This window comes from Bacillus coahuilensis m4-4 (genome assembly GCF_000171615.1).
GTDB lineage: Bacteria > Bacillota > Bacilli > Bacillales > Bacillaceae_K > Bacillus_T > Bacillus_T coahuilensis.
Window position 1 is genome coordinate 24,943 of the sequence record NZ_ABFU01000048.3, and the last position, 13,440, is coordinate 38,382.

Below are 13,440 nucleotides of genomic sequence, written 5' to 3' on the forward strand. Positions count from 1 at the left end.
TAAAAAAGCTACGACAATTAATAACAAATTCACCGCATTCACTCCCTTCTTTTCAATTTTTCTTATTTTTTTCTTGATGTATCAACTTTTTTCGACTACTAGATATTGTATAATAAAGTGAAGTATTTTAAAAGAAGGTGTGTGAATGAAACATTCAAAATTAATAAAAAATAATAATGGCTTTACACTCATTGAGCTTTTAGCTTCTATCACCATTCTTAGTATTATTCTCCTAAGCTTTATGAACTATTTTATTCAAGCAAGTACATACACGAGTTACAATCAAGAAAAAACGGTTGCCGTCAATGTTGCAAGGAATGTGATGATGTTTATGGAAAAACAAAACTATCTGCAAATGAGAGATCGGTTCGAATCCACTTCCGTTAACCAACCGCTTGAAGTACTAATCTGTGGTAGTGAAGGCTACAACATGTATCCTTCCTCTGAAACGCCTGATGTATCCTGCAGTCCTATTACTATAAATAACGATCCTTTTGAAGTTGTTGTCTATCAAAATGGAGAAGAAACGGAAGAAAGCAAAGGACATTACTTACCAATTCAGGTGGAAGTGAGGTGGGACCGAAATGGAAATAGCGAAAGTACAACAGTGGAAGGAACGATTAAAAGCGAGGATCTCAGATAACAAAGGAGTTACATTAATTGAACTTCTAGCAACAATGGCGATCATGAGTATTCTATTACCTGTCTCATATGGCGTATTATTAACGGGATTTAGAGCATATGAAATGATCACTATTGAAGGCCAATTCAGAGAAGATGCCGACTATATTTCTGCACTTATAATACAAACCTTATATACTACTCCATTTGATGATTCTAAAATATGTGACGGAGAAGCAGCAGGTGAATGTGTAAGTTTTATTGATAGTACGACTTCCACAGTAGAGCAAGGTTCTTCTTTCTACTATGTTAACGAACAAGGTGAAGTCGACGCACAAACGACCACAAATGTAAGACTAGTAGAACAAAACGGAAGCACATTCTGGGAGATAGGCGGTAATGTCATTCCGACTACATCGACTTTTGAGAATTCATCTATATCTCTTACCTGTACTAAAACAACAGACTATAACGGAGCAACCTTGTGTTCAGAGGGTATCATTGATTTACATATAGTGGCAAATGATCAAGAGTCAAACAGGTCATTAACATTAGATAGTCAATTTGCTTATTAAAGGAGGGTCTAAGTTGAAGTCATTATTAAATAATAAAGGGAACACGTTACTAAACGTTATGATTACGACAGTCGTTCTTGTAACGGTAGGTATGGCGATTGTTTCCGCATCCATTGGTGGTGCTAAGAGGACTGAAGTTAGGGAGACCGATATTAATATTACGTATGATGCGTTAAAAGTTGTCGATAGAGTCACTGCTGAGCTGTCCACAAAGCTTTCAGACCCTACAAATGTAGACTATGCCCTAGCAAATAGTAATTTCTTGTATAACTTAAATAATAAACTTGGTCTTGAAACATTGAATTCAGTGACTGATCTATTTATGAATGAGAGTAACTCTGATACGTATTTAGAATCTATCGAATGTATTAACTTAATCGATATTACGGATGGTAACATCACATCAATTGGTTCAGATTCGTGCGTTGGAAACGTATCCTCTCTATATCCTACTGCCCCGTTTGATCTGGATCGAAATTTATTTACCAGAGTGTATGATATTGTCGTTGTTACCAACACACCTGACGATCAAGAAGGATTTGTTCAGCGCACAGCGATAAAAAGAGTCATTCTCTCACCTATCCCAAGCTTCTTAAAATATGCTGTAGGTGCTGGTGAAACCCTTCATTTAAATGGATCCCCTTCTATTGTTGGAAACCTTTATGTTAATGATTTACTTATTCAGAAAGATGCAGAATACACGACACAATCTCAAGCGTTAAATGTGATTGATACACCGTACCCTTCTATTTACGGTGACCTTTTCACTAATATTAATACGGCTAATTATACTAGCTTAAAAGAATTGGTGTATCCATCAACACCTGATAGTGAGATTAAGTTTTATAAAGAAGACGCACCAGAGCTCTACCATGACAGTCAGTTTGTAGACATTGATTTTAACGAAACGATTGCTGAAAAAGGGGAAGCGATGCTTGCTGCGAATGATTTATCGTCTGGAGATTATAGTGGAACGTTAGCAGAACGGATTGCATCTAAGTTTGGCCTAGGTAGTGTGTTACCTGTAGATGATATAGTTGAAGATATTCTAGGAAATATAACAGATATTCTAGATGAGATTGACCTCACTGATGCGGATCTATTTCGAGATGATGGGAGCTTAACACAAATCCGCCACATAGGAGATGTAGTGGTATTAGCATTAGATACTCCAATGAACTTAACGGATGTTGTTGTAAACGGGGATATCACCATTATAACAGACCAACCTGTCTCAATTGATAACATCATAAGTACAGGTAACGTCTCCCTTGTTAACATTTCTAATACGCTTGAAATTACGGGAGATATTATCACGACTGGGAGTTTCTCCATAGAAGCTCAAGAGCAATTAAATATTGCTGGAAATATTTATTCAGAGGGAAATGCCTTTATTAAATCACTAGATTCTACTATTGATTTACGAGGGGATATGGTAGTAAGAAATGGTGAACTCATTATCTCGGGGAACGATAACGAAACGTCCCGCGGTGAAGCAGAGAACGATACCATTTTATTTGATTCTGTCATTTATGTGGAAAAAACGGCAGAAATCAGCAACCTAAATATAAAAGGCGGATACGAAATCCCTGGTGATGAAACGTCTAAACGAAAGAAACTTATTCTTCTTAGCGGGGATGACCTGTTATTAACGAGAATGAATGAGTTCAGGAATTTCTCTGACAGCCGTGAAACAGAAGGTCAATTATTACCATTTGATGAAGACATCGAACCTCTTCAGGCATTTTTCTATACGGATACAAACGCAGTACTGTATGGGGTAGGCTCTCAATTTTTCATTGAAGGGGGAATCTTCTCTAAAGGAGATCTTGAGATTAATGCCATAAGAGGCGAGGTTGTCAGTTTGGATAAATTAAACCCTACTAGTTCAAATATTAATCAAGAAGATCACTACAGTCGCTTTAATGTTGATTACGATCAATCCGTGTTAACAGATAATATCGATTTCCTGCCAAAGGTTGACCGGTTGTCTATGTATAGTTCTGATTTAATTGTGAGGTAACGTATACTACCTAAATAGAGGGTGGACCCTAGTCTTTTGGGCCCACCCTCTTTTAGTATCAAAAGCAAGGAATGAAAATGATGAGGATTCGTACATTTTATTGTGCGCATGTATAACCTTTTATTTTGCATAGAAAAAAGACGAACTACTAATAGTCCGTCTTTTTCGTTTACCATCTTCCCTCAATTGAATCTCCGCCATCTCCGTTACCATCACCTGGGTCTCCACCAGAAGAGCCTTTAATGATTTGGAATGTAGCTGAATCTTTAATTGGATCTCCGTTGGATAATGTCTCTTCGGCCGTAACCGACACTTTTGTATATCCAAGGCTTTCTGGAATCAGATACCATACATTTTCATCTTCATTATAGATCACTCTCATAATGTCTTGCTCTGAAGAGATAACCTCTGCTAAATTTTTGTTGGTTGCATTGGATGGGTTGTAGATTAAATAATCATCTACATTTATGCTTTGGTCGTCTAGATACACCGTAATGACTGGCTCTTTGAATTTTATACTTAGAAGTGGATAATATGGTCTAATTACCGTAATGTCTATCCGTTTCTCCGTTCCAGAACCATCAGTGGCTTGAACGACTAATTTTGCTTCGCCTCGTATTTTCCCGTTAATCCAACCTTCTACCGTATTACCAGACACACTTGCTTGTTCAAAGCTTGCAATTGGCGTAAGGGATAGTGGAAGAAGTGGATCAATCACTTTAATGTCTAACTCTTTATTCGTGGCATTTTCAGGTAGTACTGTAATGGTGACACCCTTTGTCTCATTCTCATTAACACTGATTGATTCTGGAGAGATGAGAATTTCTTGAACTGAGACGAATGGATCAATGACTGTAATAGGAACTTCAATAACCGTTTCAGAACCATCTAAGGCTCTTACCTCAAGTACTGCGGTACCTTCTGAAATACCTGATATCGTCGAGTTATTGGCTAATACGGCAACTGTTCCATTCCCACCGTCAGCTCGGGTCTGCTCTTTGATTTTCACTTCATATTGTTTGTTTGTTGCATTTGCTGGAAGAACGGATACCGTAAAGGATTCTTCATCTCCAATTTCCAATTCAATCGGATTCGGTCGAACTGTGATCTCTTCTACGTACTGATCAATATAGATGGTTTGCTTTACAGTCGCACCGTTTCCGAATCCTCCAGTTGCTTTAACACTTACTTCATACTTACCAGGCTCTGTTAATCGTTTTGTTGTAGTAGGATCAAATGCTTCTGGTACAGATGGTATTCCATCCTTCGTATGTTGATACGTATAGACAACATTATTACCCGGTACTAGTCTTGATAACTCTGCTACCACATCGTCATACGTATGATCATTGTTACTCAGGATTGAGCCTGATGCCTGTTCAGATAGTTGTAGTTGTGGTTGGAAATAAAGGATACCCTTTGTATCTTTACTATATAAGCTTTCTAGACCTACAATTTTCGTACCTTCTGATACGAAGGATAGTTCTTTTACCGGTTCTTTCTTAAGACCAAACGATTCTGCTTTTGTGGCATCCGTACGGTCTAAGACAGCTCCTGTTAATCGTTCTACTTTCTGAATCACTCCATTGGCAAAACCATCATAAGCGACTAATGCACTTTCATTAATACGAACTTTACTTGTAAGTGATTGTGACCTTGAGATACCCGTTAATGTTGCAGAACCTGGACCTGAATCTGAATCAACATAGGTTACGGTTGCATTTGGGATCGAAACATTATTTAAAGCCCAGTCTGTTTCTAACGTAATTCCACCTTTTAGTGGATTTGTTGTGAAGACACCATTTTTATATGGAAGTGAATCTCGATACGTGATATACGCAACATTTCTCCCATTTTCCACTACTTTGTTTGTTGTCACATTAGAAGTTTTCCCAATTAAACTTACTCCTTCAGGTAATTCCTGGCGTATGACAATTTGAGATAGGTTCCCATCTACTCCAGGTGCTACTTCCGCAGATGGAGTTAATGAATAATTGATGGTGAAATCATTTTCTTGATTGTTTGAATCTCCACTCATTTTCACTAAACTATCAATTGAATTGGTGACACCTTTCACTTCAAGAGTCCCGTTTAGAGAGGCTGGTGCGTTTTTCATAACTGTGATAGTCACAGGGTCATGAACTTTAGTTTTCGTGTTCCCTTCTAAATCTTTATACGTAAGGGTAATATTATCAAAAGTATAGACTCCTTCTTGTTTAAACTCTAATGGTAGGTTAATGGGAACGGCAGCAGGAGTTCCGTTTTCATAACTGAATGTGTGTTTAATAAATAAATGGTTTCCTTCTTTACGTGCTCCAGAGTTTTCTGGAACGACAATTTTATTACTATACTTCGATAGATCAATCTTTACTTCTACATCAACTTTTGGTGCAGCAACCTCTTCTGAAATATTCATGAGTACTTCATTAATGTCTTGTCCTATTGCGTTTTTGTAGGAGCCACCTGTAAGGTTCGCTAATTCGGCTAAGTAATCTCCATCTATTGAATCTCCGAACCCTAATGTATAAAGTTTAATTCCAGATGAGGATAGAGATTGAACTACTTTTTTGTCGTTTTGTTTCACCAGTTTTTCGAAATTGTTCTTATAGGTAGTAGCATTGCCATTTGGGTTATATGTGGTGTTCATATTATATTTCGTATTATTCTTATAGAAATAATCCCCCATTTTATACCAATACTTAGTTGTTTCAGTAAACTGATAAGTTAGGTCCGTATAGGATTGATATTCAACCCTGTCATTTCCAGAAGATGAACCCCAGTAACTTTTATAGTATACTTTTTCGTCACTAAATGAAAATGTTGGGGTGCCATCTGTTAAGAAGATAATATTCTTATCCTTAGAGGATGAATCAAATAGTTTCGATGCTACGTCTAGAGCCTCGGTATAATTCGTTCCTCCACTGGCTGAAAGTCCCATTGTCTTGTTATGGATCGTTTGTAATTTTGAATTAGTATAACTAGAGCTCCCCCATCCACTTGAGTCTGTTAAGGAAACTACATCTGTATTAGCATTAGAACTAAATGGAACAAATCCAAATCGGTCGCTCGTGTTCTGACCGTCGAAAAACATTAAAGCATTTGTCATGGCCGATTTTGCACTGTCTATACGCTTAACAGATGAATTACTTGCTACTTTAAAATCCATCGAACCAGATTTATCAAAAACAAATACTAAATCAATTGGATCTCTTTCTGTTTGAGGATTTCCTGTTGGTGTTAGCATAAGATTTAAGCTTGCTTTAGCATTAGAGGTTGTGGGTAGTATGACAACACTTTGTGAAGGTGTTACGGACAAATTTACCGTAACATTGTTTGATGCAGAAGCCAAATTAGTACTAAAGATGAAATTTAATAGTAGTAAGAAAGTAAATAAATACGAGAATCTTGCCATTTGCTTCATTAATAGCCCCCCTTTTCAATACACGGTTATATTTACCTAGAATTTGTTTATTTTTATGAATATTGTCCTAATCCAATTATAACAATCTTCTAATCTATATAACACAAAAAAAGTTCACAATCATGTAAATTTTTTATTAAAAAATACACGATAGTGAACTTAGCCACGAGAATATGAGGCTACCTTATTTCGTCCTTTTTGTTTGGCTCCTACGTATAGGGCACGGTCTGCATTCCTAACTAGGGCCGTTTCATCATCACTGTCAAGAAAGGCCGAGGACACACCAAAACTAGCTGTAATATAAACGCGATCATTTAAAGGGGCCACCATTGTATCATGAACAGGAAATGGCTCGCTTTCTAGAGACAACCTAAATTGTTCTGCTAATTCCACCGCTTCATTCTTTTCAAAATCAGGCAACAATACAACAAATTCTTCTCCACCAAATCTTGCTACCGTTCCCTTTTTTCCAATAAAGTTCTGTAATCTTCTACTTAAATCTATTAATATTTCATTCCCAGCCTGATGACCGTATGTGTCATTAATTTGTTTAAAGTGGTCAATATCTAATAGAATCAGTGAAAGATTTTGTCTTTTCCCGTCTTTTAAAAGAGCCATTTCAAGCTCAATAAAATTTTCGAAAAATCTGAAATTATAGAGTCCTGTCAAACCACATCTTTCAGAATTCCTTTTTTGTTTTCTCATAGTTTCTGGCATTTTGGATGGCTACTCCTAAGTAGGAAGCAAGGATATCCGCAATCATCACTTCGTATTTTTTGAAGCCGCTCCTTTTATACGTTGTTAACAAAAGAATGCCTTCTACCTTTTGACTTCTAATGATGGGAACCACCATGAGGTTCTTCCAATTTTTCTTTTTTTTAATTTCATGATCCTTTATTTCATTGTTCTTTACTAACATCGGAGATTTGCTTTCACTCACCTGTTTAAATATCTCCCAAGAGTTTTCATGTTGAATCGCTCTCGGTAAACGAGTGGCATCAGATGAAAATTCTAATAACAAAAATTCCCCTTGCTTTACGTCATAAATATAGGCTTCTGCTCCAGGGATTGTTTCTACAATACGTGTAATAAACGTTGATAATACTTCTTCCACTCTTAAACGCTCTGTAAGATCATGGCCGATATCTGCCGCTTTTTGAAGAATTTTATTCACATCTTCAGAGCTTTTATACATGGTGAGTAAATAACTAACGCACACAAACGGTACACCTAACAATAAAAAGGCACCAGAACCTATTTCTTGAATTAAATAATAAAGCGAAAGTCCTAATGGCAAAGAAACAAGGCTCCCAATAATATCCCAAACAACATCTTCTCCAAATAATTTACGCTTTCGTCCTGTATACCACTGGGCAACAACCAGAAATAGTTCATTAAATAAAAATAAAGAAATCTGATAGATGATGATAGGACCAATTAATGAAGAAAATTGCATGTCAGACGTATTTCCACCGACGGCAAAATATACGAGACCGCTACACAAGCTAATGAAGAAAAACATGAGTGAATTCATAGGAAAACGATAGGAATCTCCTTTTCCTAAATTCAATCGGACCAGCATAAATAATACGGCCATTTGAGTGAGTAAGATCTCAAAATAAAGTCCAAATTGTAAGAATGCTGCAATGGTAACCCACTGTATATTCACAATTGGCGTTTGGTTAATGACAATCGGAAAATATGATACTAGAAAAACAAGTAAAATGTACCCAAACATGACCACTAAATCCCATGATTCAGGTCCATAGGTGTAAGATAAGGTGATGAGACCAGTAGGGAACAGTATGAGCCACAAAATATGTATAAGCCACTCTTTTCGTTTCGTCACAATTCCCCCCCTATCTTTTGTACTATTTATTCTACCAAATGATAGCCAAATATTCTCTACTAATTTATTTTATTTTCTGAAAAAACTTTCTTACTTCGGAAATAAAATATAATGAGCCTGTAACGGCTAACACTTTGTCCTTTTCGTCTAAATGAAGAAACTCTTCTATATACCTCTCGTAATCCTCTACTATTTCTACATTAAGGCTATTTCCTTCTCTTCTTAATTCCTTTGGAGAAAAAGCACGAGGAAATGCAAATGTCGTTAAAAACATTTTGCTATACGAATTTTTAATCATGTCGATCATATCAGCTGCTTCTTTGTCCCTCAATGCTGAAAAAACAACGGTTACATCCTCCCTTTTGTAACGAGAATTCAATGTGTTTAGAAGACTCTGAATGCCTTCTATATTATGAGCACCATCCAAAATAACTGTTGGATGGTCTGACATCACCTCAAACCGACCTGGCCACTTCGTATGCTGTAATCCATTTCGTATAGCAGATTCTGATAGTATTACTTCGCCTTTTTCTTGTAAAATGTATAGACTTGTGAGAGCAACTACACTGTTTTCAATTTGATGCTCTCCCGCCATATCAATGCGAAGATCACGCAATATATGTTCGCCCCATTTATACGTAAACGTTTCACCAGTGGCATGTGATACGTTAGATTCATATGTAAAATGATGATGTAGAATATAGAAGGGAGACCGTTGTTCCTTTGCTTTTTCACAATAACCTCTTTCGGTTCATCTTGTTTGACACCAATTACAACAGGTGTTTTCTTTTTTATTATCCCTGCCTTTTCAAATGCAATTTTCTCTAGTGTATCACCTAAATATTGCTGATGATCTCGACCTATTGTGGTAATGACAGAAAGAAGTGGCTCGATCACATTCGTAGAATCTAATCGACCACCTAAACCTACTTCCACTAACACAAAATCTACCGGGTGAACACTACCGAAATAGTAAAAGCACATAACTGTGATGATTTCAAATTCAGTCGCTTCCCCTAGATCTGTCGCTTTTAATTTCTCTACGACTGGCTGAACCGTCTCGACAAGCCGGGTAATCTCTCCATCCGAAATGGGTGTTCCATTTCTAGAAATTCTTTCATTAAAGCTCTCTATAAAAGGCGAGGTGAAGGTTCCCACAGTATATCCCTCTGTTAAGAGAATTTCTCTCATATAACTTAACGTGGAACCCTTCCCATTCGTACCACCAATATGTATCGAACGCATATTATGCTCTGGATTTCCTAATTGTTCTAACATAAAGTTCATTCGCTCAATGCCAGGTTTAATCCCAAATTTCATTTGGGAATGAATCCAATCAACTGCTTGATGATACGTCATCATTCTGCCATCACTACTTTCATTCGAATATAAAGAGGACGAACCAATGGTTTGGTTCGCCCTTTCTACTTTACACTTCTGACTTTAATTCTTCAATACGCGCTTCTACTGATTTACGCTTTTCTAGATACACACGTTCTTTCTCATGTTCTTCAGCCACTACACTTTCAGGAGCCTTCGAGATAAATCGTTCATTTGAAAGTTTTCCTTGAACACGCGAAACCTCTTTGTTCCACTTGTCTAATTCTTTTTCCAAACGAGCAATTTCTTCTTCTATGTTAATTAAACCTGCTAGAGGTAAAAACACTTCTGCACCTGTTACAACTGCACTCATGGCCTTATCTGGAGCTTGTAAATCTTGTGAGATTTCTAGTTCCTCTGGGTTACAGAAACGCTCAATATATCCTTTATTTAGAGTCAGCGTAGAAAGTGTCGACTCATCTTTTGCTTTAATAAGCATTTTAATCTTTTTACTTAATGGTGTATTCACTTCGGCCCGAATATTACGAACAGAGCGAATGATTTCTACTAATAGCTTCATATCATTTGCAGCTTTTTGATCTGTTAATGCAGGATTCACTTTTGGCCAAGAGGCTAAGGTGATACTTTCCCCTTCATGAGGAAGGTTCTGCCAGATTTCTTCTGTAATGAATGGCATGAATGGGTGTAATAGTCTCATGGTGTGATCTAATACATACGCTAAGATCGAACGAGTTGTTTTCTTTGCCGCTTCATCTTCACCGTATAATGGAAGCTTCGCCATCTCAATATACCAGTCACAGAAATCATCCCAGATAAAGTTGTAAAGAATTCGTCCCACTTCACCGAACTCATACTTGTCAGCTAGTGACGTAACACTCTCAATCGTCTCATTTAAGCGTGTTAAGATCCATTTATCCGCTACAGATTTTTCTCCAGATAGATCGATTTCGTTATAGGTCATGTCGTCCATATTCATGAGGGCAAAACGAGAAGCGTTCCAAATCTTATTGGCGAAATTCCAAACACTTTCAATCTTCTCCATGCTGAATCGTAAATCTTGACCAGGTGAGCTACCAGTTGTTAAGAAATAACGTAGAGAATCTGCACCGTATTTATCTATAACTTCCATTGGGTCCACACCGTTACCAAGAGATTTACTCATCTTACGACCTTGCTCGTCACGAACGAGACCATGTATTAATACATCTTTAAATGGTTTTTCCCCTGTAAATTCAATACTTTGGAAGATCATTCTGGACACCCAGAAGAAGATAATGTCATATCCTGTTACTAATGTATTTGTAGGGAAGTATCGCTTAAAATCCTCTGACTCTGTATTTGGCCAACCCATTGTAGAAAATGGCCATAACGCTGAGCTAAACCACGTGTCTAGTACATCTGTATCTTGCTCCCAGTTCTCAATATCACTAGGAGGGGTTTTATCTACATATACTTCTCCTGTTTCTTTATGATACCAAGCAGGAATTCTGTGGCCCCACCATAATTGACGAGAAATACACCAGTCGCGAATGTTTTCCATCCATCGCATATACGTGTTTTCAAAACGATTTGGAACAAAGTTAACTTTGTCTTCATTCTCTTGAAGCTTAACCGCTTCGTTCGCAAGTGGCTGCATTTTTACAAACCATTGAGTAGATAGGTATGGTTCAACAACGGCACCGCTACGCTCACTGTGACCAACGGAATGCATATGTTCTTCAACCTTGAATAGAACGCCCTGCTCTTCTAGGTCTTTTACGATCTGCTTACGACAGTCAAAACGGTCTAAGCCTTTATATTTATCCGCATTATCGTTCATGGAACCGTCTTCGTTCATAACAAGTATCCGAGGTAGGTCATGACGATTACCAATTTCAAAGTCATTCGGATCGTGGGCAGGTGTGATTTTAACTGCACCAGATCCAAATTCCATATCTACATAATCATCAGCAACGATAGGGATTTCACGATTGACGATAGGAAGAAGGACCTTCTTACCGATTAGATGCTGGTAACGTTCATCCTTAGGATGAACAGCTACAGCCGTATCCCCAAGCATGGTTTCAGGGCGAGTTGTCGCAATTTCAATGGAACCTGAACCGTCTACTAACGGGTATCTCATATGATAAAATGCGCCTTGAACATCCTTATGAATAACTTCAATATCAGAAAGGGCAGTTTTGGTTTTGTGGATCCCAGTTAATAATGTACTCTCCTCGGTAAATTAAGCCCTTTTTGTAGAGCGTAATAAACACTTCGTTAACCGCATCATTTAGACCTTGATCGAGAGTAAAACGCTCTCGGCTGTAGTCAAGTCCCAGACCAATTTTCGCCCACTGGTTACGTATAAAACCGGCATACTCTTCTTTCCACTTCCAAGACTCTTCAAGAAACTTTTCCCGACCTAGATCATATCGAGACTTACCTTCTTCACGCAGCTTTCCTTCTACCTTTGCTTGTGTAGCAATCCCTGCATGGTCCATACCTGGTAACCAAAGTACGTCGTATCCTTGCATACGTTTCATTCGAGTTAAAATATCTTGTAACGCTGTATCCCATGCATGGCCAAGGTGAAGCTTACCTGTAACGTTTGGTGGAGGTATTACGATCGTATAAGGTTCTTTCGTTTTATCGTCCTTTGCTTCAAAAAACTTTCCATCTAACCACCACTGATAACGACCGCTTTCAATTTTCTCTGGATCGTACTTTGTTGGCATTGATAATTCTTGATTCTCCATCCTGTTTCCTCCTTTTACTAGCACCCGGTTTTTGACAATATAAAAACTCCCTACGCCAAAAGGACGAGGGAGTTTGTTCGCGGTACCACCTTTTTCTAGAGAAGGATAGACCATCTCTAGATCTTCATTCCGTTAACGAACATTGTCCGGCCTATACTACTTCCATTACGGGTTCATATAAACAGCTCCTGGGCGACATTCGGCTACTTTCACTTAGAAGATGTTTCAGCAATTCATCTTCCTCTCTAAAAGCTAGTTTAGCGTACTCTTCCCAATCAAAGCTTTTGGGTTATTTTTATGTATTGTTATTGTATATAAAAATCTACTCTATCGTCAATCATTATCACCAATTTTTATGACACCTATTCAAAAATAGGCTGGTGCACCCATTTTAATTAGTTGCATACCCTATAGTAGTGAGGAGGAGAAGTCATGAGGAAGTATAATACCTATACTTTTCAAAAGTGGTTCCGAAGTGCCAAGGCTGTGGCAGCACAACTTGTGATTCCTTTTACAATTTTTCAAGCCATCCGTACATTCCTTATGCCTACCACTTTTGATGTTTTGTTACTTGCCATCTTTATTGTGATTGCGGTTAGTATTAATTTCGAATGGATTTAAGCTGTTCACATATGGTAAAAAGGAGCTCACATTTATTGTGCAGCTCCTTCTGCTTCCTGCTTGGCTTTTTCTTTTTGCTTTTCCAATTCATCTAATTTCATTACTATATATTCCGTATTTTTCATACTCCAATAATGGCGTTGCAGTCTACGTACATACGAAGATTCTTTTTTCTTCTCTGCTGCTTGGTACTTTAATGTGGTTTCTATGATTCCTGTTGGATAGGATAAGTAGCTCAAAAATAAGCTCAT

At 37.7% G+C, this 13,440-nt stretch carries 8 protein-coding genes, 2 pseudogenes and 1 other annotated feature; of the genes and pseudogenes, 4 read left to right on the forward strand and 6 right to left on the reverse strand.

The window, feature by feature from the left end; translation table 11 throughout:
• Window positions 1–145 precede the first annotated feature (145 nt).
• The 3 genes from M44_RS25385 to M44_RS12240 are packed head-to-tail and all read left to right on the forward strand — an operon-like array spanning window position 146 to window position 3,219.
• Entirely contained in the window at window positions 146–643 is a 498-nt protein-coding gene (locus tag M44_RS25385; RefSeq protein WP_010174006.1) for a type IV pilus modification PilV family protein, read from the forward strand.
• A complete protein-coding gene (locus M44_RS25390; RefSeq protein ID WP_010174007.1) occupies window positions 585–1,196 on the forward strand; it encodes a prepilin-type N-terminal cleavage/methylation domain-containing protein in 612 nt (203 codons plus the stop codon). The genes M44_RS25385 and M44_RS25390 overlap by 59 nt, the downstream gene beginning before the upstream one ends.
• A 13-nt stretch (window positions 1,197–1,209) precedes the next feature.
• Window positions 1,210–3,219 (forward strand): hypothetical protein, encoded by a 2,010-nt coding sequence (locus M44_RS12240; RefSeq protein WP_010174009.1) that lies wholly within the window; start codon window positions 1,210–1,212, stop codon window positions 3,217–3,219.
• A 169-nt stretch (window positions 3,220–3,388) separates the two neighbouring features.
• Here the strand turns inward: M44_RS12240 and M44_RS12245 are convergent, their stop codons facing one another.
• The 5 genes and pseudogenes from M44_RS12245 to M44_RS22860 all read right to left on the reverse strand — a co-directional run bounded on the left by M44_RS12245 (window position 3,389) and on the right by M44_RS22860 (window position 12,568).
• A complete protein-coding gene (locus tag M44_RS12245; RefSeq protein ID WP_010174011.1) occupies window positions 3,389–6,640 on the reverse strand; it encodes a vWA domain-containing protein in 3,252 nt (1,083 codons plus the stop codon).
• Window positions 6,641–6,799: 159 nt separating this feature from the next.
• Window positions 6,800–7,357, reverse strand: coding sequence for a GGDEF domain-containing protein (locus M44_RS25395; RefSeq protein ID WP_010174013.1), 558 nt, complete (start codon window positions 7,355–7,357; stop codon window positions 6,800–6,802).
• A complete protein-coding gene (locus M44_RS22850; RefSeq protein WP_010174015.1) occupies window positions 7,320–8,489 on the reverse strand; it encodes a GAF domain-containing protein in 1,170 nt (389 codons plus the stop codon). Before M44_RS22850 ends, M44_RS25395 begins: the two co-directional genes overlap by 38 nt.
• A 64-nt stretch (window positions 8,490–8,553) precedes the next feature.
• Window positions 8,554–9,851 (reverse strand): annotated as a pseudogene (locus M44_RS22855) (bifunctional folylpolyglutamate synthase/dihydrofolate synthase).
• A 67-nt stretch (window positions 9,852–9,918) separates the two neighbouring features.
• Window positions 9,919–12,568: pseudogene (locus M44_RS22860) on the reverse strand (valine--tRNA ligase).
• 56 nt (window positions 12,569–12,624) lie between these two features.
• Window positions 12,625–12,856 (reverse strand) — a binding site (T-box leader).
• A 144-nt stretch (window positions 12,857–13,000) separates the two neighbouring features.
• Here M44_RS22860 and M44_RS12265 point away from each other — a divergent pair.
• Window positions 13,001–13,189 carry a hypothetical protein gene (locus M44_RS12265; RefSeq protein WP_010174017.1) on the forward strand — a complete coding sequence of 63 codons (189 nt, stop codon included), beginning with the start codon at window positions 13,001–13,003 and terminating at the stop codon, window positions 13,187–13,189.
• Between the two features lie 32 nt (window positions 13,190–13,221).
• Here the strand turns inward: M44_RS12265 and M44_RS29500 are convergent, their stop codons facing one another.
• Complete coding sequence (locus M44_RS29500) at window positions 13,222–13,440, reverse strand: hypothetical protein (RefSeq protein ID WP_337444102.1); 219 nt, start codon at window positions 13,438–13,440, stop codon at window positions 13,222–13,224.